Annotated in this window: 27 protein-coding genes and 1 riboswitch; of the genes, 15 read left to right on the top strand and 12 right to left on the bottom strand. The window is 36.5% G+C overall.

Annotated features, from left to right (window positions below):
* Positions 1-12: 12 nt before the first annotated feature.
* A complete protein-coding gene (locus tag JIN86_RS15260; RefSeq protein WP_202342319.1) occupies positions 13-1314 on the top strand; it encodes an SMI1/KNR4 family protein in 1302 nt (433 codons plus the stop codon).
* Between the two features lies 1 nt (position 1315).
* Positions 1316-2491, top strand: a complete 1176-nt coding sequence (locus tag JIN86_RS15255) for a DUF4272 domain-containing protein (protein WP_202342318.1) — start codon at positions 1316-1318, stop codon at positions 2489-2491.
* A 49-nt stretch (positions 2492-2540) separates the two neighbouring features.
* Here JIN86_RS15255 and JIN86_RS15250 read toward each other — a convergent pair whose 3' ends face one another.
* The 3 genes from JIN86_RS15250 to JIN86_RS15240 form a co-directional block, all read right to left on the bottom strand.
* Entirely contained in the window at positions 2541-3953 is a 1413-nt protein-coding gene (locus JIN86_RS15250; RefSeq protein ID WP_202342317.1) for an erythromycin esterase family protein, read from the bottom strand.
* A gap of 138 nt (positions 3954-4091) precedes the next feature.
* Positions 4092-4445 carry a hypothetical protein gene (locus tag JIN86_RS15245; protein ID WP_004231651.1) on the bottom strand — a complete coding sequence of 118 codons (354 nt, stop codon included), beginning with the start codon at positions 4443-4445 and terminating at the stop codon, positions 4092-4094.
* A 22-nt stretch (positions 4446-4467) separates the two neighbouring features.
* Positions 4468-5151, bottom strand: coding sequence for a DUF2225 domain-containing protein (locus tag JIN86_RS15240; protein WP_004231657.1), 684 nt, complete (start codon positions 5149-5151; stop codon positions 4468-4470).
* A 333-nt stretch (positions 5152-5484) separates the two neighbouring features.
* On the opposite strand from JIN86_RS15240, the gene JIN86_RS15235 reads away from it, so the two are divergent.
* The gene (locus JIN86_RS15235; protein WP_202342316.1) at positions 5485-6258 is read left to right on the top strand and encodes a Cof-type HAD-IIB family hydrolase; all 774 of its coding nucleotides are present in this window, start codon (positions 5485-5487) and stop codon (positions 6256-6258) included.
* A 61-nt stretch (positions 6259-6319) separates the two neighbouring features.
* Entirely contained in the window at positions 6320-6916 is a 597-nt protein-coding gene (locus JIN86_RS15230; RefSeq protein WP_004231661.1) for a DedA family protein, read from the top strand.
* A 30-nt stretch (positions 6917-6946) separates the two neighbouring features.
* Here JIN86_RS15230 and JIN86_RS15225 read toward each other — a convergent pair whose 3' ends face one another.
* The 5 genes from JIN86_RS15225 to JIN86_RS15205 form a co-directional block, all read right to left on the bottom strand.
* Positions 6947-7684: a cyclase family protein gene (locus JIN86_RS15225; protein ID WP_202342315.1), complete on the bottom strand. Its 738-nt coding sequence runs from the start codon at positions 7682-7684 to the stop codon at positions 6947-6949.
* A 91-nt stretch (positions 7685-7775) separates the two neighbouring features.
* A riboswitch (SAM riboswitch) is annotated at positions 7776-7881 on the bottom strand.
* An 81-nt stretch (positions 7882-7962) separates the two neighbouring features.
* Entirely contained in the window at positions 7963-8367 is a 405-nt protein-coding gene (locus tag JIN86_RS15220) for a YuzC family spore coat inner layer protein (protein WP_237497303.1), read from the bottom strand.
* Positions 8368-8481: 114 nt separating this feature from the next.
* On the bottom strand, positions 8482-10053 hold the full coding sequence (locus JIN86_RS15215) for a helix-turn-helix domain-containing protein (protein WP_004231668.1): 1572 nt from the start codon (positions 10051-10053) through the stop codon (positions 8482-8484).
* A 464-nt stretch (positions 10054-10517) separates the two neighbouring features.
* Positions 10518-11468 carry an ABC transporter substrate-binding protein gene (locus tag JIN86_RS15210; RefSeq protein WP_004231669.1) on the bottom strand — a complete coding sequence of 317 codons (951 nt, stop codon included), beginning with the start codon at positions 11466-11468 and terminating at the stop codon, positions 10518-10520.
* A gap of 152 nt (positions 11469-11620) precedes the next feature.
* Positions 11621-12805 (bottom strand): MFS transporter, encoded by a 1185-nt coding sequence (locus tag JIN86_RS15205; protein WP_202342313.1) that lies wholly within the window; start codon positions 12803-12805, stop codon positions 11621-11623.
* A 109-nt stretch (positions 12806-12914) separates the two neighbouring features.
* Here JIN86_RS15205 and JIN86_RS15200 point away from each other — a divergent pair, with 109 nt between their 5' ends.
* On the top strand, positions 12915-13298 hold the full coding sequence (locus JIN86_RS15200; protein ID WP_004231672.1) for a winged helix-turn-helix transcriptional regulator: 384 nt from the start codon (positions 12915-12917) through the stop codon (positions 13296-13298).
* Positions 13299-13348: 50 nt separating this feature from the next.
* Here JIN86_RS15200 and JIN86_RS15195 read toward each other — a convergent pair whose 3' ends face one another.
* The gene (locus tag JIN86_RS15195; RefSeq protein ID WP_202342312.1) at positions 13349-14194 is read right to left on the bottom strand and encodes an aldo/keto reductase; all 846 of its coding nucleotides are present in this window, start codon (positions 14192-14194) and stop codon (positions 13349-13351) included.
* A gap of 324 nt (positions 14195-14518) precedes the next feature.
* On the opposite strand from JIN86_RS15195, the gene JIN86_RS15190 reads away from it, so the two are divergent.
* Positions 14519-14959: a VOC family protein gene (locus JIN86_RS15190; protein ID WP_009370586.1), complete on the top strand. Its 441-nt coding sequence runs from the start codon at positions 14519-14521 to the stop codon at positions 14957-14959.
* A 56-nt stretch (positions 14960-15015) separates the two neighbouring features.
* Here JIN86_RS15190 and JIN86_RS15185 read toward each other — a convergent pair whose 3' ends face one another.
* Positions 15016-15894, bottom strand: a complete 879-nt coding sequence (locus JIN86_RS15185; RefSeq protein WP_202342311.1) for a LysR family transcriptional regulator — start codon at positions 15892-15894, stop codon at positions 15016-15018.
* Between the two features lie 427 nt (positions 15895-16321).
* On the opposite strand from JIN86_RS15185, the gene JIN86_RS15180 reads away from it, so the two are divergent.
* From JIN86_RS15180 to JIN86_RS15145, 8 genes are all read left to right on the top strand, one after another.
* Positions 16322-16990, top strand: a complete 669-nt coding sequence (locus JIN86_RS15180) for a response regulator transcription factor (protein ID WP_004231684.1) — start codon at positions 16322-16324, stop codon at positions 16988-16990.
* Positions 16987-18360, top strand: coding sequence for a sensor histidine kinase (locus JIN86_RS15175; RefSeq protein WP_202342310.1), 1374 nt, complete (start codon positions 16987-16989; stop codon positions 18358-18360). The genes JIN86_RS15180 and JIN86_RS15175 overlap by 4 nt, the downstream gene beginning before the upstream one ends.
* A gap of 110 nt (positions 18361-18470) precedes the next feature.
* Entirely contained in the window at positions 18471-19382 is a 912-nt protein-coding gene (locus tag JIN86_RS15170; RefSeq protein ID WP_202342309.1) for an ABC transporter ATP-binding protein, read from the top strand.
* Entirely contained in the window at positions 19379-20089 is a 711-nt protein-coding gene (locus JIN86_RS15165; protein WP_202342308.1) for an ABC transporter permease, read from the top strand. Before JIN86_RS15170 ends, JIN86_RS15165 begins: the two co-directional genes overlap by 4 nt.
* A complete protein-coding gene (locus JIN86_RS15160) occupies positions 20089-20826 on the top strand; it encodes an ABC transporter permease (protein WP_004231691.1) in 738 nt (245 codons plus the stop codon). Before JIN86_RS15165 ends, JIN86_RS15160 begins: the two co-directional genes overlap by 1 nt.
* A gap of 18 nt (positions 20827-20844) precedes the next feature.
* Positions 20845-22101, top strand: coding sequence for an erythromycin esterase family protein (locus JIN86_RS15155; RefSeq protein WP_237497302.1), 1257 nt, complete (start codon positions 20845-20847; stop codon positions 22099-22101).
* Positions 22102-22170: 69 nt separating this feature from the next.
* The gene (locus tag JIN86_RS15150) at positions 22171-23055 is read left to right on the top strand and encodes a helix-turn-helix transcriptional regulator (protein WP_202342306.1); all 885 of its coding nucleotides are present in this window, start codon (positions 22171-22173) and stop codon (positions 23053-23055) included.
* 96 nt (positions 23056-23151) lie between these two features.
* The gene (locus JIN86_RS15145) at positions 23152-23310 is read left to right on the top strand and encodes a DUF1540 domain-containing protein (RefSeq protein ID WP_004231699.1); all 159 of its coding nucleotides are present in this window, start codon (positions 23152-23154) and stop codon (positions 23308-23310) included.
* 48 nt (positions 23311-23358) lie between these two features.
* Here the strand turns inward: JIN86_RS15145 and JIN86_RS15140 are convergent, their stop codons facing one another.
* Positions 23359-23601, bottom strand: a complete 243-nt coding sequence (locus JIN86_RS15140) for a hypothetical protein (RefSeq protein ID WP_004231701.1) — start codon at positions 23599-23601, stop codon at positions 23359-23361.
* A 74-nt stretch (positions 23602-23675) separates the two neighbouring features.
* Positions 23676-25013, bottom strand: coding sequence for an aminotransferase-like domain-containing protein (locus JIN86_RS15135; protein ID WP_202342305.1), 1338 nt, complete (start codon positions 25011-25013; stop codon positions 23676-23678).
* Between the two features lie 118 nt (positions 25014-25131).
* Between JIN86_RS15135 and JIN86_RS15130 the strand changes: the two genes are divergently transcribed.
* Complete coding sequence (locus JIN86_RS15130) at positions 25132-26049, top strand: DMT family transporter (RefSeq protein WP_202342304.1); 918 nt, start codon at positions 25132-25134, stop codon at positions 26047-26049.
* The last annotated feature ends 24 nt before the right edge of the window (positions 26050-26073 follow it).

Raw genomic sequence — 26073 nt, 5'->3', positions numbered from 1 at the left:
AGGTTAGAGACAATGTGGATTGAGCGTTGGAATCATTTAGTAGAGCGGTTGAAGCAGCAGGGAGCTTATGTTCATCCGATTGAAATACGGCCAGTCGCTACCGAGCAAGAGTTACAGCAGGTTGAGGAAAGACTTGGAGTACAAATCCCTAATGGGTTTCGTCAACTGTTGAAAAATTGCTCAAAGCAAGTAAGTATTTATTGGTCATTACCAGATGAGGCGATACTTCCCACTGAATTGCTAGATACGCCTTCTGGTGAGTTTGGCTGGAGCCTAAAAGCTCTAGACTTTCCTTACTTTGGAGAGAATGATGAATCGTATGAACAGCAATATTTACAATTTTTTACGGCTGGTAATGGAGATGCTCTTCTTCTTAAGCTTGACGACGAAACCGTTTGGTATTGGAGCCATGAAGATGATGAGCTTGATTTGCTTGCTGCCAGCTTTCATTCGTACGTTGATAATATGACGGCTTTAGGCTGTATTGGAGTAGACTGCGGACAGCATCGTCAATTTTGTAGTGAAAATGGATTGGATATTGAATTGGATCGCTCACAATTATGGCTAACTTGGGTAGAACAATATTTAAGCTCTAATTTACAGCAGGCTCAATCCAGCTTAGCATCTTTACTTCATTATGTTTCCATGCATGGTGTCAAAAAAACAAGCGTGCAGGAGGCATTTTTGCATTTTGATGGAGTACAGGTGTATCAGGCTCTTCGACATAAGTTAGAGCGAGCTCAATCTCAATCAGAACAAAAGGCGTGGAGTGAAATTTTAGTCAAGATATGTCCGAGTGAGGCGGGAAATTGGGCGAGAGAACTTTGGCAAGGACAGATTGACGTACCTGACTGGCTGCGTGATTATGTAACAGTACATTGTTTGCCAGTTAATGAAGGACAATCTTTTATCTTAATGGATATCGAAAAAGATAGAATTGATGCCTATACTGCCCTATATCGTCTACGCCAATTTCACCATCCAAATATTATAAACTGGATGAGATCCTATGTCACGTTTCCTATTGATGGGTGGGATACACTTTTAGCTGAGTCACAACCAAGCGCAGAGACGTTATACGAGTGGTTAAATGGCAACGAAGTAGAGAGGCTAACATCCATCCGAGCCGTTTGTCAGATGATGCAGCGGGGAATCACACCAACAACTATGATAGACGAAGAAAAATGGCGTCCTTTACTGGCGTATTGGGTTGAACATGAGGTGCTACGGAAAAATAAACAGCTGTTTAGCCAAGCGCTTAGTTGTTTGGAAAATTGGTTATTAAAATGCTATATGCGACTAAGGAGAGAGTAGATTGAACCATTTTACGATATTCGCTTCCAAAAATGATACAGATGATATTCAGGATAAACTATCCGATGTATTGGCAAAAAGCTTCATTATTGAAAAAGATGAAAACGAATATTTATTAAAATCAAGAGGTTTATTTAATAAATATAGATGTTCTATAAACATTTTAACTGAAGATACGAACCCTGATTATTTTGCAAAAAATATACCTGGGATGATGGGCTTTTACGATAAAATTCCATTTAAAGATGAACAGCTAAAAGAACGCATAATGATTCAAATATCAGTGTTCAATACGGTCGTTGCAATCGAAATGGACAAAGAGATGACAGAAGACCATATGCAGCAATTTATAAAATTACTAGCAAGCATAGGGGGGATTGGTTTCCTATCAGATGGTACTTTGTTGGATCAGAACGGTATAGTTATTGTTTATCCTAATGGAGAATCAGGTCCATCTGATTTTCAACCACATGCTTGCACAAGAAAGATACATGCACAAGAGGTCACATCAGCACAGGGAGAGGCACGAAAAAATAGAACGATAGCTTTTTTAACAGAGAAGGAGATACCTTATGCTTCTTCGCTTCCTCAGCTACCACCAGTAGAAAATCTTCAATTTAAAAGCCAAGAGGATATTGCAAGAAGAGCGGTTGCCCTGTTGATTGTTATTCAATTTGCTTGTGATGTAGCACAGAAGGGTGATATTGAGGGGTCTAGAGAGTTCTTTACCAATATGCTACGTACATATGAGGTGCATGAATTTTTAACGGAGCATGAAAAATGCTTTCTTGAGGCTCAGCATCCTGGTGCTCAAGAAGCAGTCAATATATCATGGCAATATGAAGCCTATTGGATACTTATTTGGGCATTGGGTCTTGTGGAAGAGCTAAATTTCCCTGACGATGTATGTGATTGTGAATTTGCAATTCAAGTAGTTTCTCGTTGCGAGACATTTGAGCAATTTTATGGTCAAACGGTACTGCGCAGTAAGGAAGATATAGTGGATGAGGCGGATAAAATTTACAGATTACATTGGGCTTGTGTAGATAGCCGCATCAATGGACAAGAAGCTCCTTTAGCATTAAATGAAAGTGTTGTGATGGAAAGACGGAGGGGCTTATTTTGGATGATTGGATATCAAGGCGAAGAATGGGATACTATATCGATGAATACTTAAAACAATAGCAAACTAGGAAATCTAGTTTGCTATTGTTTAATAAGAGAGATTATTTGATATAAGTTGGTTTATTCACCTGATCTATTAAAAGTAGACCATCGTATTGGTCGCGCGGAACAAGACTTTCCTGTATCATTCCCCAACTATAGGATAAGCGTGGTTCAAACATCCATGAATTGCCTCGTTCATTTTGACGATTGCGTAAATCGATGAATGTGTAAGGTTTATTTGTTGAAGACAGAATATCTTCAATAGATCCTTTGACAGGAGGTAAAACAGGCATAGGTTCTCCCATATTATTTGCTGTCTCTCCACTAGTCATGTATAGACCTAAGACATAGCTATATTTCTTATAGATATCAGGTAAACGTTCCCCCATTAATTTAACTGGGTAAGGAGATCCCATTACATCCGATTGTGCTTTACGAATATGATCGTTATGAGCCCATACAATAAACTTTTCTGTTGGGTACACCTCTTCAGCTAACCAAAGTAAGTTCTCCATCATCGCTTGATCTCGCCATTCCATAGTTTGCAAAAATGATTCTATATTATTTTGTTCAATGTCGATATTGGACTGAATTGTTAACTCTATATATTTGTCTGCTAGTCGAATACGATCTGCTAGAGTGCGATCCATTAGTTTTACAATATGAGGCTCTTTTGGATAAGCTGCCTGTAGCTCTTTTTCTTTGATTTGTATTTGTGATTTTACCTGTTTATACACATCAATTATAGTAGCTTTTACTTTTTGATAGCCCTTCAAATCTTTTCCAGAGCTCCATTCAGCAAGTTGCTTCTCAGCTTCATTGAATTGCTGAGCCAACTTGGGGTTTTGCAGCCAATCTCCGTTCGTAAATGCTCCTTGCTGTTGAATATCGAAGCCAGTAAGTACAAGAGGTTGCTCGGTTGCTTGCGTCGATTTTGCATAGTCAAACAGAGGCAACGTTTCTTTTGTCCACCAAACGCCGAAAATGGCATCCTTCATCGTTTGTAGAGCTGCTTGTTTATCAATTTGTCCTTGAGCATTCATCACATTACCCATACCACTTTCAAAGGCAAGGACATTATAGCCCATATCTTGATGTAAAAATTGTATTAAACGTGTTTTCGCTAGATTGAATTGCGCCACTCCATGAGAGCTTTCCCCTAAAAAGACAATACGTTTATCATGTAATAAAGGTTTTAGCATCTCTAAATCGTCAAATTTGTTAGCGGGAATTTTTTGTCCGTTAAACGTTTCAGGCTGGATGGATGACAGGCTGTATGCATGGTCATTCGCCCATTTTTTCCAATCAAGTAATGCTTCATTAGAAGTCCTAGCTTGTTTGACGGCAGAATCGTTTTTAATAATCTCCTCATTTACAGGGACAGCAGCAGAGACATTTACTACTCCACTTACTGTCATTAAACTTGCCAGTGCAAAACTTAATAAAACCTTATGCTTCCTAGCTTTCCTCATTAATTATCAGCCCTTCACTTTATATTGATACTAATTATAGAAAGGCAAGTTTAAAGTTTAGGAAGAATTTGTTTAAAATTAGTTTAAATTTAGTATGTAAAAAAGAAAAACACCTCCATTTGATGGAGATGTTGGATGTTATTTATAGTGATACGTACTTGCTCTTACATGGTTACGTTGAATTTGGTTAAACCATGCACGATCCTTTTCTTCTTGTTTTAATGTCCCAACAATGGAGGAAGAGCAGCTCACGCAAATTTTAGCTTGCGTAATCTGTCCACATCGTTCGCATGGCGCCCCTAAATTAGGAAAAATGGAGTTCTTTAATTTTCCTCCTTTTACCCATTTGTAAAGCAGCTCAGATGATACGCCTGTTAGAGCGACAACTTCTTCGTTTGTTAGGTAGCGATTATTTTTTCTTAATAAAAAATGATGTAGCTCTGAAAATATATCCTCTTCTCTCACATCAATTTTCTTTTGAAATAGCAACATAATTAGTCATCTCCTCGTCCCATTAATTAATGATTTCATTAATTGTTATGGGTTGTTCGTCATATTTATAATTTTCCCAACGATTGCGTGCAAGCTTGCGATATTTTGGCGAAACATTTCGATCAGCGATTAAGCGTGAAAATCCTTTTTTTGCTTCAGGAATATCACCAAGTCGAAGGCTTAATTCAGCATGTAAAAACTGAATTCTCTCTCCACCTTCTTGATTAGAGGCAAAGGATTTACTATAAAAGTCTCTAGCTGCAAAAAGATAACGCTTTTCGGATTCTTCGTCCTTTTTTAATCGATAGAGCCAAGCAATTTTTAAAGCGAAATTCGCCATTAAAAGAGATTCTTCCATTGACGCACGGGATACTAAATAGGCGAGCTTAAAACTGATAATGGCATTATCAATTGTACGTTCCTGACAGATATCCATAGGTTTCTGGAGCTCTTTAATGTATAGTTCATCAATGAGTAGCATGAAAGGTCCATATGTTCGTGTCATAGATTTATGGTAGGCATAGCCACAATGTGGACATACAGCAACTTCATATAGCAAAGGGTTTAGACCATCGTAAACAGGCATGAAATCCGTTTGTTCTTCGATAATTTTATATCGATTAGGGCGAACTTTATATGTTGTAAACTGCTTTTTGCAAAATTTACAATCAACACTACTTTCATAGTAGTAAATGTTAAATGCCATAAGAATCAACTCCTTTGCGTGTTCTAAATTTTTATTTCTTTTGTTCTATTTATACGTAAGATTTTATCGTTCAATGTATTTAAGTTATTATCTTTTATTTTAACAATTTTGTGTTCTTTGGTATACTCCTTTAGAATTATTAAAATAAAAATATTCAAGGAATTTTTAGTTAAATATTATTATAAATACGCTTGTAATAGTTTTTATCGGTGGTGTAAATGGAAGTTGTATAGTTTACTTAAATTTTGTCAAAATACTTTCACATATTTCAAGCGATAAAAATTATAAATTTAATTTTATTGGTTCTAAATAACTATAATGGAGATACTCAAAATGAAGTGTAATATCGTGTTTTTTGATGTAGACGGCACATTGATTAATTACGAGGATGGCTGTGTGGAAGAAAGTACAAAACAAGCTATTCAGCTATTGCAAGAAAAGGGAATCCATCTTGTAGCTGCTACTGGAAGACCCTTATCTATGTGCTATGAGTTAAAAGCGCTGGGGATTGAAACCTTTATTACAGCAAATGGAGCCTATGTAAAACATAAGGAACTTGTCATACATAAAACTCCGATTGCCAAAGAAATTGTCCACAATGTACAGGCTTTTGCACAGACACAGCAGCATAGCCTAACATTTTTTACAGAGCAGCTATCCATGAATAGCATACAAAGTCCAGTAGCTTTAAGAGCGATGCAAGAAACTTTATCTTTACGGGATTTTCCACTTATAAATGAAAGAATTGTAGATGAAGAGGTTTTTCTCATGTGTTTATATGCGGATGAGCTGGCAGAAAAAAGATATACTAGCCAATTTTCGAATATATTTTTACAGCGTTGGCATCCTTATATTGTGAATGTATTACAGCAGGATGTTTCGAAGTCTATAGCTATTAAAGCGGTGCTTGATTATTTTAATATTGACCCTAAGAATGCGATTGCCTTTGGGGATGGGGATAATGATATTGATATGTTGGAGTATGTAGGAGTAGGAATTGCTATGGGAAATGGTAGTAAAGCTCTAAAAAGAGCTGCCAATTTTGTTACAAAGAAATCTACGGATGGCGGTATCAATTTTGCTTTACGTCAGCTTCAAGTCATTTAGAGCGCTGAGGTTACACTATATATAGCAGGTAGATTTTAATAAATTTTAGGTGGGATGATTTATGGCACATCACGTGCAGTCTCTAATTGAACATTACGGATACTTTGGGATTATCGTGATTCTAATTGGAGGTATTGTTGGGGTGCCACTTCCTGATGAGGTGTTTCTAACTTATGTAGGCTATAGTGTTTACCGAGAAAGTCTTGAACACATTCCTGCTTTGGGCAGTGCAATGATTGGTGCGGTTGGAGGCATTACCTTAAGCTACTATATTGGTTATCGTTTTGGCTTACCGTTACTGCAGAAATATGGCCCTAGAATTCATATTACAGAGCAAAAAATTGACTTTACGAAAAAGATGTTTACAAAAATAGGACCTACCCTATTATTAATTGGCTATTTTATTCCAGGAGTACGCCATTTGACAGCATATATTGCGGCTATTAATAATTATCCTTATAGAAAGTTTGCACTTTTTGCCTATATAGGGGCATTTATTTGGACGTTCACATTTATATCATTAGGAGAGATGCTTGGAGAGAAATGGCGATTTGTTGGATACTATTTAACTCATTATAGTATCTATCTTATCCTTTTATTTATTGTAGGGATGCTTATTGCTTACTTTTTATTCAAAAAAAGAAATGGACAAACATAAAAGTCGGTATACGCTATACCGACTTTTATGTTATGGCAAAATAGCAAATGAGCGCACAGGGAAGCCAGATGCTTTTTCTGGCTTAGGTACGATATTGAAGATGATAGCGCCTTTCGCAGGTAGCTTGTCTAAATTAGTCATTAGCTCAATTTGATAGGTGTCCTGGTCAAGCACAAAATATTCGCCATCTAGCTTGCCATTTTTACGAAAATTAGCAGCAGAGTCTGTATCGAATGTTTCATGACCAATTGCGCTTACCTTACGTTTTGTTAGTAAAAACTGTAAAGCTTCTAAACCCCAGCCAGGGATATGGTTATGTCCATCTGCATCCTTATTACTGAAAGCCTCTTTATCTGGCCAGCGCTTACTCCAATCTGTACGTAATGCAACAAATGTTCCTGCTTCAATTTCTCCATGCTTGTCCTCAAAATTAAGAATATCTTCTACACTTAATGTAAAATCATGGTTGCTCGCAGCCTCTTGTGATTTATCAATAACAACAAGGGGGAGAACAAGCTCTTTTAGTTCTAATTCTTCTAAGTAGCGAGTATCTCGCACAAAATGAATGGGTGGGTCGATATGTGTGCCATATTGACCAGGGAACGTGAATTGTTGAGCGAAGAAACCATCCTTATGAGAAAATAATGTTTCAAATTTAGCGTCCTCAAACATAAAAAAATGTGGTGAATTAGGGCCGAAAGTATGTGTTAAGTCAACCCACTGTTTCGATTTTAATAATTCCAATGCTTGCAAAAGTTCATTCGACATCGATTTCCCTGCTTTCTGTAAAAAATAGTGGTAAATAAAAAGGAGTCCCCTAATAGAAGAGGACTCCTGCTTGAAACAACGGTAGTTCTTCTTCTCATCTTCAAGGCTGATCATTTTGCCAATTGGAATTAGCACCATACTGTTAGCTGGTTGCTGAGACTTCATCGGGCCAATCCCTCCGTCTCTCTTGATAAGAAAAGTAATATAAGAATTTTCAGAAATAACAATACAAACACTTTAGCATAGTTTTTTATAGTTTACAAGTTCACTAGGAATTTTCACCAATTCAAATTTAAGGTGACTCCACAACAATCATGATCAATAAGACGTATTCTAAAACTGTCTGGTGTATAGTTTGTTTCAAATTTCACCGTAATGCCTGTTGATGTGATTAATTTTTCAACCTCTGTTTTATTTGAAAGTTGAGCAGCATTCATTAAATCATGTGCGAATTGTTGGGAGCTATCTATTTTATCCGTAAGTAATTGGGCTTGTTGCATCATCGCCTTTATCCGTGATGCTGAAGCTTTTAATTTGTGTGTATCGATAGGTGGAAAAGGATTATTGGTCGGCATTGCTAGATGTTGCGAAAAGGGTCTAGTGGCAAAATGATTAGCGATAGGCGATGTTGGATAATGATAGGGATGCACAAAATACGGATAAGGATTGTAATACAAGGTCATTCCTCCTATCCTATAACTGATACCTTATCTTATGTAGCCAAACGGCTTTCGGTGTTATTAGCAGTGCAATGTTTAGGACAAACATTTAAAAAGGAAGCTAAAGTAAGCTTCCTTTTAGCCAAGTACATTCAAGACATCATCAATTTTTTTACTATGTGATAAAATGCCATAATTCATCCATGTTAAAAAGTCTACTTCATAGACACAGTTGCTTTTAACGGCAGCTAGGTTTTTCCAAGTAGGAGTTTTTAAAATAGCACGTTCCTCATTTTCATAAATGGAATGTTGTTTATCAAAGGTAATAAATAAATGATCAGCATCTAATTGCAACAATTGAGCAAATGTCAGTTGTGCTTTACGTTGATTGTGCGGAATACTCCATACTAGTGAATGTGGCATTAAACCTAAGTCACGATATAAAATGGGGCCCGTATAGCCACATTCAGGGCCCGCGTATAGAGTAATGCCAATGGCTGAAATACGGAGAAATGCCACACTTTGCCTATAAACAGATTTGCTAAGAATTCCTTTTGCTTGTTGTACTTTATCTTCATATTGTAGGATTACGTCTTGCATCAAGGAGGTTTTTCCTGTTAGATCTGCAATTTTAAATAAAGTAGATTGCCAATTCTCTCCAGGGTGTGAGAGATGGCAGACGGGGGCTACCTCATTTAAATGGTGAAAGGATTCCCAACGCTCTACACCAGAATCTAGCATAATTAAAGTCGGCTTATAGTAAAGGAGTCGATCCATTTCTCTATTTTGTACATCGATATCTGGCACTTCCTGTAGACCTAAATAGTCTTGTTTTCCCCATTTTGCATGACTGAATTGAGCAATTGGCGTAATCCCAAGCGCAACAAAGAAATCTTCTAAGAATGGTGCAAATACACGTAGATGGCTGCTTTGATTTCTTCGATATTGTCCTGGAGAGATGCCGACATGTTCTTTAAAACGACGATTGAAATAATACTCATTATTAAATCCGACAGATTGGCTAATTTCAAATACTCGATCATTTGTTGTCATTAATAGTTGCTTAGCTTTTTCAATACGTATGTTATTTAAATAGTGAAGGGGAATTTGTCCCGTAATATCTTTAAAAATGCGCGTATAATTCCACCTTGGTACGTCAGCTAGCTGTGCTAGCTGCTCAACTGTCCACTCCTTTTCAAAATGTTTATGTAAATGGTTAATGGACTGCTCAACAGATTGGCGATCATTTTTTTGCATCTGCTTGGGTATGGTTTGATGTAAGAGCAATAACATCAGCTCTTGAAAGTGCACATGCTGCTCAAAAATCGTGTGTTCATGCTCCGCTAACCGGTTCTGATAGATGACTTCTAGCAGTCTATGACATTGTGAAAAGGGGAGAAGATGTCGTTCGATGATACTTGTAAAATGACTATATGAATTCTGACTATTGCTGAGATTGACAATGTTGAATTGTAATTGATAAAAACAAAGGTGCTCACTTTGAATGTGGATACTAACCGTGTTATTTGGCGGTATCAATATGCACTTTTCTTCACTAAAATGAATGGTGTCATGATCTATTTCTAGTTTTCCACTACCATTCATTACGATGAAAAGTGTATAGAAATCACTACTAATCAATAATTTTTTTGATGATTGAATTGCATAAGAGATATTTTGTAACGTATAAACATGTGTTAAGTTACCCATTGATAATTCACCCCTTTGTGTTGAATTGGCATAACAACACAAAGAAAGCCCTCATTAAGAGCGTTCTTCATATTGTTGAAAAAGATCATATGACTAGTAGAAAAAGCCCGTTTAGCAAGGCAAGGGGTTGATTTCCGCTCCGCCAGCGTCCTTTCCAGGGGGCGTCCGATGAGCCGCTTCACTCACTTACGTTCGCTCCAGGGTCTCATCTGTGACACTAAATCCCCTTGGAGTGACGCTGGCTCCACTCCAATCAACTATGCTGCTAACGTGTCTTTTCTTCTTTCGTACTAGCAGTAGGGAACAAAAAAGTCTATTAAAGAGAGAATAGGCACTTATTTCAATGTGAAGAAGTGATGAGTGACAACACCTATCCATGTTCTCCTTCACAAAAGTGCTATTGATTATTTTGTTTTTTAACACTAAGCCAAAGAAAGCCCTCGTTAAGAGCTTTCTTTTGAAAATTATTTGACGAACCATTTCTCTAGATCATCATACTTTAGCAAATTGGCTGTGATTGCGCCTGATTGCCAATATGTGCGGTCAGCGATATAGACGTGCCCATTTTTTACAGCAGGGAGTGTTTTCCATAGTGTACTATCTAACCATTTAATAGCTTCTTGGTTTTCTTTAGACTCCCATGTACCGTTTGAAGGGAAAAGGATGATATGATCCGCATCTAATTCCGTGATAGCCTCTTCTGATAAGACCTCTTGGGACTCTGCCATATCATGGGCTAATGGATGTGGTGTTAAGCCTGTCTCTGTGTAAATATAGCCAGAGTAGCGATTTTTAATGCCAAATAGCGCTAATGTATTATCTGCTACATTTAGTCGTACAACAGCGACTGTTTCGTCTCCAATTGATTCATCTAGTTTTGCTTTTAAATCGGAAACACGTTGTTCATATCGATCAACCATTTCTTTTGCTTTATCTGGAATATTTAAAACATTAGCTATTGTTTTTGCAATTTCACGTGGATCTTGTAGAATATCTTCCTTCAAGCGGTAAGTAGGCGCTACCTTTGAGTACTCCTCATACTTTGCTTTATCTGCGGCACCATCTACAATGATTAAATCAGGCTTGGCTTGTAATAATGTTTCCATGCTACCAGTAATGTCGAACTCAGGGACATCTAATCCTAAATAATCCTGTTTTCCCCAAGATGGGTGATACCATTGCACAACGGGTTTTACATCCAAAGCAGTTAAATAGTCTTCCAAATAGATAGCAGCTACACGCTGTGGATTTGTAGGAATTTCTACTTTTCCAAACTCGTCTTCTACAATTCTTGTATCTTTAGATGATTGTTCTTCTGTAGCTGTATCCTCTTTTACTTCATTTGAGCCACAGGCACTTAATACGAATATTAGTGCAAAGAAAACTACAAATGAAAAATATCGACCTCTACGCATTTTATTCACTCCTATAGATTTACTAAAACAGTATTCCTTTAAATTAGAATGATAATCATTCTCGTTTGGTTCAAGTAAATTATAGGATACAACATATCAACAAACAATACACATTCTCTACTACTTTTTTATACAAAATGAAATTCAGAGAGTTATTGTTTTTTGTTATCGAAAAGTAACCATAAAAGTGTAACAATTGCTGCTAGCATAACCATCAGGAATCCGTATATAGGCGTATGCGCCAACGATTGGTGGCGAATAATAAAGCCTCCGATATATGAGCCTAAAAATATGCCTATGTTGAAAGCGGAAATATTCAATGCTGAGGCCATTGAAATTGCTGATGGAATATATTTTTCAGATAGTAGAACAGCATATAGCTGCAATCCTGGGACATTCATAAACATAAACAATCCCATTGTCAGCACCATCATTAATCCCATAATAGGTGATTCAAGAGTAAAGCCAATGCCAAGTAATGCCAATGCAAGTCCAACAAAAATAATAAAGATGGAACGTAGTGGATTATGATTAGCAAAATGACCACCTAGAGTATTACCGATAGCTACACAAATACCATAGACAACTAGAATAATGACGACTGCATGTGGGGAATACCCCATATATTGCTCTAAAATAGGTGAAACATATGTGTAGACAACAAAAACACCGCCGTATCCAATTGCGGTAATAAATAGTATTAAGATCATTCGAATATTGCCTAATACTTTGCCAATATCACGAATAGAGATGGGATTGCCTTTCGATAATTGGCTAGGTACTAACAATGCATTACTAAATAAACCGACAATTCCAATGACGACAATAAAAATGAATGACATACGCCAATCTGTTACTTGTCCAATAAATGTACCGAGTGGGACACCTGTTACAGTAGCTAATGTTAAGCCAGTAAACATAAAGGCGATAGCACTTGCTCGTTTATTTGGTTCCACTACATCGGCTGCTATAACAGAAGCGATGGACATAAACACACCATGTGCTAATGCTGAAATAATACGTCCGATTAATAGTAAAGCGAAATTAGGAGCTAAAGCGACTGCTAGGTTACCCACTATAAAAATGGACATGACAAGCAATAATACGGTTTTTCGACTAAGGCGGGATGTTAGAGCTGTTAATAATGGAGCCCCAACAGTTACCCCTAGTGCGTATATAGAAACGGTTAAGCCAGCTGTGCTAAGAGAAATACCAAAGTCATCTGTAATTAATGGTAAAAGTCCGACACTGATAAATTCAGTGGACCCTATACCAAATGCACTGATAGCAAGTGCTAGTAAGGTGAGTTTAGCATTTGGCTTTTTTGATTTTGACATTTTACTACGATCTCCTTTGCTTTTTTTATTTTGTGTAGTAATATTCATACATACCAAAAAGATATGTAGAGTACTTTTCGTTACTTTTGGATATTACAGGAGGTTTACGATGCAAAAAGTTTACAATATTGGTGTCGAAGCTACACTAGAAGTTATTGGGGGTAAATGGAAACCAGTTATTCTTTGTCATTTAAACCACCATGGTAAAATTCGAACAAACGAATTTCGACGATTGATTCCAGGTATTTCACAAAAAATGCTCACAAACCAATTAAGGGAACTGGAGCAGGCTGGGTTAATCAATCGAAAGGTCTTCAATCAAGTACCACCAAAAGTTGAGTATTCATTAACACCTTATGGACAAGGAATGGAACCAATTCTGAACATGCTTTGTACGTGGGGTGAAAAACATGTTGAATTATTACAGGATAAAGGTGAAGATGTTCTGTTAAAACAACGTGATGATGATATCGCCATGCAGCAGACATCATAATGAGGGGAGAAAGAGACTGTCATATACAAGACAGTCTCTCTCCTCTTTTTTTATAGAGCAAAGTCAAATTCATCTGGATTTGGTCCAACACGTTGTTCACGATTCATCTCATTGATTAATGCCATTTCTTCGTCTGTTAAAATAAAGTCAAAAATATCAGCGTTTTGCATCATACGCTCTCTACGTACTGATTTTGGAATTGTAATTACTCCATTTTGTACATCCCAGCGTAAAATAACCTGAGCATTTGATTTTCCGTATTTTGTTGCGATTTTTGAAATTGTTTCATCTTCAAGAAGTCCACCTTGCATTAAAGGTGCCCATGCTTCAAGTTGAATTTGGTGCTTGTCACAGAATGAACGAAGCTCCACTTGTTGTAAGCGTGGGTGGAATTCCACTTGGTTCACAACAGGTTTAATACGAGCAAATGATAATAAGTTTTCCAAGTGTGCTACAGTGAAGTTACATACACCGATTGCTTTGATCTTGCCTTGTTCATATAGGTCTTCAAGTGCTTTCCACGATTCAGCATATTTATCTTTACCAGGCCAATGAATTAGATAAAGATCTAAATAATCTAATCCTAATTTTTTTAGGCTCTCTTCATATGCTGCAATTGTTTCATCATAGCTTAAACCATCGTTCCATACTTTAGATGTGATAAACAAATCTTCACGACGTAAGCCAGTAGATGCTAGAGCTTGTTTAATACCTTCTCCTACACCTGTTTCATTGCCATAAATAGCAGCAGTATCGATACTTCGATAGCCAACCTCAATAGCGTTTTTTACCATCTCAGCTGTAGCATCATTTTCTACTTGAAAAACCCCTAAACCCATACCAGGCATTTGAAGCTCATTATTTAAAGTGATTGTATCTTGTAAATGAGTAATCATTTTTAGTCCTCCATGTTTTGTGATTATTTGATTGCTTACTCATTATGCTGCTAAGAAACTCTCAAAAAAAGTACGTACTTTTTTGTGTCATAGAAACGTAGAGGTAACTTTTGTGAGCTGGCAATGATTTGAGGAATAAAAATATTTATTGATGAAGTTAAAAATGTTACACCTGATTGGTCTTAACAACTAGTAAAAAATATTGAGTGGCCTACAAAAAGTCTTTGGAGACAATTAATCAAATATTTTTCTTGCGGTAATAAAAGGAAATATACGTTCGGTAGAGAATTAAAGTAGTAATACTTTAAAAAGGGGATTTTGAAGATGAATCGTTTAAATTTAATTACATTAGGTGTTAAAGATATGGTAGAATCGCTCAATTTTTACCGAGAGGGGCTGGGTTTTGAAGTGGTGGTATACGGAGAAGAGACGAATCCCGATGTCATGTTCTTTAATAATGGAGGAACAAAAATATCGTTATTTCCAATTGAACGTTTAATCAAAGATATCAATGAATCCAATCCACCAGAGATTAGCCAAGGCTTTGGTGGAATCACTCTTGCCTATAATGGTAAATCAAAAGAAGAAGTAGATCGAGTCTTTGCATTAGCAAAAAAGGCGGGTGCAAAAATTGTTAAGGAGCCCGTAATAGTATTTTGGGGTGGCTATAGTGGCTATTTTCAAGATCCAAATGGCTACTATTGGGAAGTTGCCTATGGCGACATGTGGCAGTTTGATGAGAATGATATGCTGATTATTCAATAACTGTTCAAAAAGAGAGCAAACTAACGCTTCTAATTTGTTCTCTTTTTTATTAATCGTTAATAATAATGCTCCCTCATTAAATCCACAAAGTTTTGAGCAGCTTTAGATAAATAATGATTCTTCAGCCATACGAGTCCTACTGCGGTGGATAATTCTGCTGATGGAATTTTATATGCATGAAGTGGTAAATCTCCATATTGCTTTAAAATAGCTTCAGGTACGATAGAGGAGCTAAAGCCAGAAGCGATTAAGTTCATTAACAGTGCCGTATCTGAGCATTCTCCAACAATCCGGGACTGCAACTGGAAGCGAGAAAATGCTTCTAATATCGAATAATGTACGCCTAAGCCTTCAGTGCTTGGTAAAAGGATTGGCCAATTTTGTATGTCAGCTAAAGATACATCGTGTTCTAAGAAGTCGAATTTTTTGGATTGTATAAAGTAAAATGGTTCAGTGTACATATGAAGAACAGAGAAATCATCTAATTCTAAAGGTAAGCGAATGATGGCAAGTTCTACAACACGGTCCCTTACTAATTTACATAGATAAGAAGATTCGTTTTGTTGAATTTTATAAGTCACCTTTGGATAATATTGTTGAAATTGTTGTAGTAATGGAGGTAGCTCAACAACTGAAAATGTATTAATGCCCAATGTCAATCGACCATGAAGGCCTAATCCAATATCCTTAACCTCTGCTTCTGCCTCTTCCATTAATTGTGCAACCTGCAATGCATATTTATATAACGTATTTCCCGCTTCAGTTACTTCAAAATACTTGCCGCTCCTTTCTACCAACTTTGAACCGAGTTCTTCCTCCATCGTTTTTAAATGCTGACTTAATGGTGGTTGAGAAATATGTAACCTTTCAGCCGCAGCAGAAATCTTTTTTTCCTCCACAATTGCTATAAAATAGCGTAGCTGTCTTATATCCAAACATAAACACCCCTCTATTTATAAGTAAAACCTAAGTAAATTATATTTCTCTAATACTTTTAATATAGTTAGGGCCATGTTAGCATATTTATCAAAAAAACAAGAAGTGAAGTTTCTTTTTTTTAGCACCTAAATGTGAAGTGAGTAACATTTATAGAAAACATTTACACTTTAGGGGTATATGATTCTTACCATGCTTTGAGGTTTGCCTTGTAATACAGATTCCCAACACCTTTCTAAATGAATTTGAAGCATGTGATAAAGTAGCAACGTATACAATAAAAGAGCAACTTTTAGTAGTTGCTTTTTTTAATAAGTCAACGTTTTTGAATTTCCTAAGAAAATAAATAACAGTTCCCCTATAATAACCATGTATGGAAATTATAAATTTTTTATTTCAAGTTAAATGTATCAAGGAGGATGAACATTGATTCGTATATTGTACATAGAAGATGAAAAAGAAATCGGACAATGGGTAAGCAAAGAATTAACTGAACGAGGCTATGATGTGACATGGCTAGAATCAGGGGAGGGGCTTGAGCAACATATTAACTCAAAAGATATTGCTATATTGGATGTGATGCTACCTGGATTGGACGGTTTCTCCATAGGTAAAAGAATTAAACGGGAAAATAAAGATCTGCCAATTCTAATGTTATCAGCACGAACAGCTGTTGAAGATAAAATTGAAGGGCTACATTTTGCTGATGATTACTTAACAAAGCCATTTCACCCTGATGAGCTCGTAGCAAGACTGGAAGTATTATTAAGAAGATATCAAAAAAGTGAGGATGTACTGACATTGCAGCACCTTAAAATTGATACGAAAGATATGCAAATAATCAATACAATTGATGAAGAAGAAATTCTTTTGACAGGAAAACAATTTTATTTATTACAGTATTTTATTCGTCATTTAAATCAAATTTTAACGAAGGAACAACTCTATGAGGGTGTTTGGGGTGAGAGCTATATAGAAGGTGATAAAACACTCATGGTGCATATTCGTTACTTAAGAGAAAAAATAGAAATCAATCCTGCAAAGCCTATGATTATTGAAACAATCCGAGGCATTGGCTATAGGGTGAAACAATGAAATTTTTTCGATCATTATTAGCAAAATATATGCTCATTATTTTATTAGCCATATCTATTGTACAAATTTCCTATCTGGGTGTTGCTATTTTCGTATTAGGCATTACAAAGACAGGGACAGGAGAATTTTCAAGTGGAGTACTTGTAGAAAGTGATATTGAAGAGCAATGGCATGCACAGGCTAAAAATATGACCAATGCAACAGATGATGCGATTACGCAGTTATTTCAAAAGTGGCAAGAGCAATTTCCAACAGCTTCTATGTTTTGGGTAAGTGAAGAGGGGAACTTACTGACTACATGGAATGTGAAGGATCAGTTACCAGCAAAATGGACACCAGCCTATACAACTCAATTTATAAAAGAACGTTATGGAGATGATCCATTTACTGTTATAGCCTTCTTAGGTGATGACATATCAAATGGCTTTATTGTATTAGAGATTCCAAGGGTAGCTTTTAATCCTCCACTTATAAAGGTCTATGATAACTATGGTAACTTCTTATTTTTTGGTGTTATTGCGGTTATTTTATTTTTTATTGTAGTTTCGCTTTTATTTTTCAAGGGAATTCGAAAAAGACTATTATATCTGCAAGAGGCTATGGAGATACGTGATGTAGATGGTTTACCTATTGAAATTCAGGTGAAAAAACGAGATGAGATTGGGCAATTGGAGCATAGTTTTAACAGAATGGTTTGTGAACTGCGAGACAGTAAACAGCGTCAACAGAAGGAAGAACAGCTAAGACGTGAATTGATTGCTAATCTATCACATGATTTAAGGACACCTTTAACGAAGGTAAGAGCCCAATCCTATACAATTAGCAAAGAAGCGTTATCTGAGGAAGGGAAGCAGGCATTAAAGGCTATGGACACATCCATAGTGAATATTGATGCTTTAATTGAAAATTTGATGTCCTACACATTGCTTATGGCAAGTAAATATAAATTTGAACCGAGAGACATCAATGTTATCCGATTTGTAAGGGAACATCTAACGACATGGTATCCAGTTTTCGAGCGAGAAGGTTTCACAATTGATATTGAGCTACAGCCATTTGAGACTATTGAATGGCGTGTTGATCCATTATGGTTAGGGAGAGTATTTGATAATATTTTTCAAAATGTACTGCGCCACGCGAATAGTGGTAAGTATATAAGTGTGAAAACGGAATCGACGGAGTGTTATACAGCATTTATTGTGGAGGATCATGGTCAAGGGATGAAAAATGAGTCGAATGCAAAGGGCGCTGGAATCGGCTTATCAATTGTTGATGTCATGATAAAGGGCATGCATCTTGAATGGGATATCCTTTCCGATCACTCTGGTACAAAAATTATCGTAAAAAAATCTGCGAAGCTTGAGAAATAAATGCCTCGCAGATTTTTTTTATGATAGAAATGATTTTTTAAACAAAATTTAAACGTAGCCATACCTTTTTTTAAACTTCCCTTTTTAAGATAGTTAAAGAGGTGAGGACATTGGAATATATCGTACAAACACAAAACTTATCAAAAAGCTTTGGGAAAGAGCAAGCTGTCTCAAATTTGAACTTGCAAATACGCAAAGGTGAAATATATGGATTTTTAGGTCCGAATGGGGCAGGTAAAACGACTACAATTCGAATGCTTCTAGGTTTAATGAAGCCATCTTCTGGAACAATTAAAGTCTTTGAAAAGAATATTACGAAGGAACGTATCCAAATTTTAGCTAAGATTGGTTCGTTGGTGGAAAACCCTTCTTATTATCCACATTTAACGGCATATGAGAATCTAGAGGCACTAAGAAAAATACTAGGTGTACCGAAAACTCGAATCGATGAAGTTTTGGACATTGTCCGTTTGAAGGAAGCTGCCCATAAAAAGGTCAAAGGTTTCTCTTTAGGAATGAAGCAACGTCTTGGTATTGCTGCTTCTTTACTACATAGTCCTGCATTACTTATTTTAGATGAACCAACGAATGGCCTCGATCCTTCAGGCATTATAGAGATTCGTAATTTAATTAAAAGATTACCAGAGGAATATGGCATGACCATTATAATCTCCAGCCATTTATTATCAGAGATTGATCAAATGGCAACACAAGTGGGGATTGTTTTGAAAGGGAAATTAATTTTCCAAGATTCTATTGAAGCTATGCGTCGATTTGCCCAACCAAAGGTTACCTTTAAAGTAAACAATGGTGAAAAAGGATGGCGCTTCTTATTAGCAAATGGTATTAAGGCAGATTATCAGGATGGGGTGATTTTCTTAGAAGAGTGCTCGGATGAAAAGGTTGCTCATATTGTCCAAGTTCTTGTTCAGGAGGGTATATCGGTATTCCGAGTCGAGGAAGAGAAACGTTCATTGGAGGATATATTCCTCCAAATGACGATGGGAGAACAGGGGATATGATGGGAAAGCTATTAACTGCTGACTTCTTAAAAATCAAACGTAAAGGATTATGGCTTCTAACGCTTATTGGCCCTTTAGGGGTGGTTGCTCTGCAAATGGTCAATTATGGCGTAAGAAAGGATTATCTCTTACAGCAAAGTGAGGATGATTGGGGCTATTTCTTATTAAATGTGCATTCATTTACACCGCTTGCCATAGTCTTGGGTATTGCCATTCTTACGTCATTCATAGCAAGCATTGAAAATGAGACCAATGCTTGGAAGCAGCTCATTGCATTACCTGTTTCCAAATTAACCGTATATTTGTCTAAATTTACGCTGTTAGCTATCTTACTATTTTTCGCCTCAACGTTATTAATGTTTTTTACGCTGAGCTACGGGCTGTTTTTAGAATTAGGTGACACGGTACCTTACATGGAGCTTGCCAAATATAGCTATTTCCCTGCGTTTGCAGCATTACCTATCTTGGCACTTCAATTGTGGATAGCGAGTGTAAGTCATAATCAAGGGGTTCCGATAACTGTAGGCATTTTTGGGGTGATTTTTGCCTATTCTTCCTATGTTCTTCCAGATTGGATGATATGGAAATGGCCATCATTGATGAACCAATGGAATGAGCCGATGATCAATGTCTTATTAGGCGTAGGAATTGGTATCTTACTCTATATTATCGGCATGGTTGATTTTGCAAGAAGGGACGTGAAATAATGATTGCTTTACTTCAAGCTGAGTGGTTTAAGTTACGTAAATCAAAAATGGTACCAATTATTTTAGCAGGACCCATGATGGGACTTTTTATAGGACTATCCGCTAATTTAGAGGACAACATGCAGGGGATTGAAATCAATGAGTGGTATATATCGTTATTTTCGATGAATTTAACATATGCTCTATTATTTTTACCTCTTATTTCTGGTGTTTTTACCAGTCTTATTTGTAGGTATGAACATCAGTCTGGTGGATGGAAGCAGCTTTTAGCATTACCAGTAACAAGAGGGAAAGTATTTGTAGCTAAATACATATTGATTATGCTGCTTGTCTTAGCAATGCAGATATTGTATTTAGGCTCGGTCTTTGCTGTTGGGATGGTAAAAGGCTATACAGATTCTTTTCCTATGGAGATTGTTTGGAAAAGCATAGTAGGAGGCTGGGTAGCGACATTGCCATTAGTAGCCTTGCAATTGTGGATGTCCATTATGTTTAAAAGCTTTGCTGCTCCATTTGCTGTTAATGTCATATTTACTTTACCATCAATTTTAGCAGTGAATTCTGAAAGAATTGGTCCGTATTATCCTTGGGCACAACCCTTTTCGATGATGTATATAGGAGGCAATACAGACGATGTATTCTTTGTACCGTGGGAGCAATTGTTAACCGTAGTAGGTGGCGGATTCATCGTATTTTTCCTCGGAGGATATTACTATTTCCAGCGAAAATCTATTTAAGCTAAAAGGAGAATGAGAATGCTGAAACGTAGCTTACGTTTTTTAACTGCATCGATGCTATTAGTAGCTTTAGTAGGATGTGGACAGAGAGAGGCTGTAAAAGATGCCGCACAATATACGAATGAAATTAAAGATATCAACATTCCTGATGATGTAAAAATTATTGGTTTTGGGGAAGCAACACATGGCAATATCGAATTTCAAACATTAAAAAGAGATATATTTAAAGCGATGATAAAAAATGAAAATGTCCATGTTTTCGTTTTAGAAGGAGATTTTGGTGGTGCCCAGCAGATAAATCAATTTATCGAAAACGGTGTCGGAACGGCGGAGGAAGCTATAAAAGCGTTAGACTATGGCATCTACAAAACAGAACAAATGGTAGAGTTTGTGCAGTGGATGCATGACTATAATCAGACAGTTGATGATCAAGAGAAAATTTATTTTTATGGCAATGATATGCAGCGCTATGATTACAGTAAAAAGGGGTTACTTGATTATTACGCCAAGGTACATGCTGACAATGCAAAAAGATTCACGACTAAGCTAGAGCATGTTTCCAACAAAACGATGAGAGAATTATCGGATAGTCAGCTAATTGAGCTAGATAAAACGATTGATACAATCATCAACGATTTACAATCAAACAAAGCGATGTATGAGAAAAAATCTTCAAAGGATGAATTCTCCTTTGCTGTTCAATATGCGGAAATTATGAAGCAGCGTACGCAATTATTTTTAAATGAAGATAATTATATGAATTTACGGGACGAATATTTAGCTGAAAATTTACAATGGATTATTGAATATGAAGCAACGCAAGGTCATGATAAAGTATTAATGTCTGCTCATAATGGTCATATTGAGAAAACTTCTGCTACGATGGCAGGCTATCAATCGATGGGGCATTATTTAAGTGAGCAATATAAAGATCAATATTTTGCGATTGGCACAGACTTTGTGAAAAATACATTCCAGGCACAAAATGGGTCTGGTGAACGAAAGGAATATACGATTGAGCATCACAATGCTTTAGTGGATGCCTTTAGTGATATTGACAATAACATCTTTTATGTGGATTTTGAAGCTGCCAAACAATCGAAGGAGCTTGCGAATATTCTTTCAAAAAAGCAAAGAATGGGCAATATCGGCGATGATTTTCGTCCATGGTATAAGCTGACACAAATGCTGTACACCATTAAAATGACACCTGAGGAAGCCTATGATGGTCTCATCGTTGTGCAAGAAGCAACACCAACAAAAATAATTGATTAAGCTAAATTTAGCAACCTTCATCAAAAAAACGGTTTCCATCTCCAGTATGATAAAGATGAGGTGAGTAACATGGAGTATAGTCAAGCGACACAAAGAACTATTGCCTATATCGAGGAGCAATTGATGGAAGAAATTTCTTTTGAATGTTTTCCTAATACTGCTGGCTATTCGAAGTACCATCTAAGCCGAATTTTTAAGCAAGAAACGGGATTTACGATTGGTGAATATATTCGTATACGTCGGCTAGCTATGGCAGCGAGTTATTTGATGTACTCTAATGTATCGATATTAACGATTGCTGTTACACTTCAGTTTCAATCACAAGAGGCTTTTACAAGAGCCTTTAAAGAAGTTTATGCTTTACCACCAGGGAAGTATCGAAAAGTAATGCAATCATTAAATATGATGGAGGAGGAACATTACATGGAAACAGTTGAACAGGTTAAAGGTTGGGTGTTGAGTGGTGCTAATCCAGAATTGTATAAATTTCATACAGATGACAAGGTATTTCATTCAGGGAAGCGTTCAGGAGTATTGTATTCCACAACTGCCTCAGCAAATCATAGTCAATTTGCTACAATGATGCAGGGTTTTCAGGCAGCTGACTATAAAGGGAAACGCTTGAAAATGTCATGCTACTTAAAGACGGCAGATGCAACAAAGTGTGGTGCATGGATGAGTATTGACAATGGTACAGGAGATACGATTCAATTTGATAATATGGATCAACGCCCTGTGACAGGTTCTACTGAATGGAATCATTATTCTATTGTCTTAGACGTACCTGAAGAAGGTCATTCCATTTATTTTGGTGTGTTACTAATTGGTTCGGGTAAAGTCTGGGCAGATGGCTTCCGTTTTGAAGAAGTTGACAACAAGGTACCCTCAACAAATATGCTTACGCAGGAACATTTATCAAATCATCCTACTAATCTAGACTTCAGTATGGAGTAAATCAGACAGCACTGACAAAAGTGCAAGATGACTTTTTTGAATAACGTATTGATTACCTCTAATTTGTTAAAGATAACAAGGAGGAGGTGTGAGACGATGGCACAAGAAATTCTTTGTGAAGTCAATAACTGCACATTTTGGGATTCTGGTAACAAATGCACAGCTGAAAAAATTTATGTTGTCAGCCAAAAGGGACAACATGCTTCCAACAGCGAGGAAACAGACTGTAAAACATTCGAACCTGAAACGCATTAATGCCAAAAGGGTAGCCATGTATATGGTTACCCTTTTTCCCTGTCTTTATTAATAAATATCTACCTTTTCTTTGTTAAATAAAAGAGCATGGGCATTTTTTACTTTTTCTTCTACATAATCCAGTGAGTATTTACCAACAGAATCTGTTAAATCCCCAATTGCCCGCGACAAGTTATCAATAATCGGAATTAATTTGTGCATTTCTGTGCGATGCTTTTCTTTGTGCATCTCATCCATAATTTCATATGCAAGACGTTGAATCTTCCTTAGTCGCAATTTCTCAGATTGCATTGAATCCTCCTTATTGAACCAATTTATGATGTCTAATTATATGAGCTACAATAAGGTTTCATGAATAATGTGCTTTAGAAATAATTGCTCGTGTTATGAAGGGCTAGCGCAATTTCCCTTATGCCAACATCAATCTGGGATTCGTCTATATTCGATACATTTAGTTTGATAATACGTTCCTGATAAAATGCATCTAAATAATTGCGTTTAATAGGATCTAACAAAATATTTTGTTGTGCTAAATGATCAATAATCTTAGAAGTATTCACCTGTCTCGGTAGAATGATATGGCTATGCATACAGATTTCCTTAGAGGATTGATAGTCTGCCAGATGAGTTGCTATAGATTGTTGAAGTTGATTTGCTCGGCTTGCATAAGCTTCACTGACTTTTTTCTGATAACGTTCAAACATACCACTTTTCAAGTAGAGCTCTAATGCAGCTTGGGAGATCATGGAGCTATCAATATCAGTGGTATTTTTATACTGTTGAAAGGTATTTATCAAAACATTTGGTAAAACGGCAAGTCCAATACGTAAGCCAGGAAACATGATTTTAGAAAAGCTTTTTAAATAAATAACCCGATCCTGTGTATCCTCCGTAAATAGGGGATCTATTTTTGTATTTTGCTCAAAATCCGCTAAATAATCATCTTCAACTATATACACATTATATTTATAGGCAAGTTTTCGGATTGCATCCTTTTCTTTTTTACTATAGGAAGTTCCTAGAGGGTTGTGCAGACGTGGCATCGTATAAAAGAACTTTATGTCGTGTTTACTAAAAATGTTTTCTAGTTCATCTAAATCAATGCCATCCATTGTTCTTTTGATGCCCATTGCCGGAAGTTCATAGGTTTTTAAATAATCCATATACAAATGATAGCTAGGTTGTTCCACTAAGATGGTTGAGCGACCATTTGGAAAGGGCATTATACTTAGCAAGGATAGAGATTGTTGGACACCTGAAGTAATGAAAATATTTTCTTCCTTTGTAAACAGTTGATAGCCTGTTAATAGTTTTTTTGCTTCCGCTATTAATGACGGTAGGCCTTTTGGTGTCCCATATCTAAATAAATCTGCTTGGTATGTGTCGATGGCTTTATTAATACAATGCTGAAAATCTTGATAAGGGAATGCATGCCAATTGGGCGAAGATGTAGCAAAATCTATGTAATTTTTCATTTTTGGTTGGATGGGCAGTTGATGATCAACAACATAGTAGCCACTTTTAGGCATTGAATAGATAAGATGCTGATCCTCCAGTTTTTTTAAAGATGCTAAAATCGTACTCTTACTACAGGAAAATTGCTGTGATAACTGGCGAATCGAGGGGAGCTTTGCCCCTGCTTGAAGTGAGCCTGTTTGGATCTGAGTCAGGAGCTGAGAATAAATCCATTCGTATTTAAGCATACATAACCTCCAGCACATCTGTATCGGTACAGATGTGTTTTTTTTATATCGTCAATAAGTTCTCTATTTAATACGATAACTATACCGGCCGGAATGTTTAAAGAAGGAGTACTATCCTATGTCAGAAAATAGAAATGCCTATATAGCAGCAATAATTTATGCATTTGTCATTGGGCTCTCATTTATGTTTGTGAAAGTTACGTTGACTGTAGCAAGTCCTATTGATATACTTGCACATCGTTTTACTTTTGCATTCATCGGTATTGTTATAATCATGGTAATGACAAAAAATAAGCTAATAATGAACATGCAGGACCTACTAAAAATATTACCGTTAGCCATCTTGTATCCAATTGCTTTTTTTACCTTTCAAGTGCTTGGACTTGCTAAAATTTCCTCATCAGAGGCGGGAATTATTCAAGCGACAATCCCTATTTTTACATTAGCATTGGCAGGTTTATTGTTAAAGGAAAAAGCTACACGGGGTCAGCTTGTATCTGTAAGTTTGTCTGTACTTGGTGTCATTTATTTATTAATGATGAATGGAGCAAATGCTACTACAGGAAATATTATAGGAAGGGGATTTATATTACTATCAGCGATTGCGACATCGCTTTATACTATTTTTGCTAGAGGGCTTACCAAGAAATATTCTTTACTAGCATTAACATATGTCATGACATTATGTGGATTTGTTATTTTTAATGGAATGGCTCTTGGAAGTCATATGATGAATGGAACACTCAATGAATTTTTTAAGCCATTAACACATGCTCATTTTGTCTTCGCTATTTTATATTTAGGTATACTATCTTCACTCGGTACATCCTATTTATCCAATTATGCTTTATCTAAATTGGAAGCATCTAAAATGAGTGTCTTTAGCAATTTTGCAACACTTATTACTATTTTGGCAGGGGTCTTATTTTTACAGGAAGATTTCCATCTAAATCATCTTATTGGTGGCATCATGATTATTATTGGTGTGATAGGGACGAATTATTTTGGGCGGAAAAATGTCGAACAAGTGAGATAATGAATAGCAACTATTTTAGTAAAG

The organism is Lysinibacillus sp. HST-98, assembly GCF_016757845.1.
Lineage (GTDB): Bacteria > Bacillota > Bacilli > Bacillales_A > Planococcaceae > Lysinibacillus > Lysinibacillus capsici.
The sequence above is the reverse complement of the archived record's forward strand: the minus strand, read 5'-3'. Positions and strand labels throughout refer to the sequence as shown.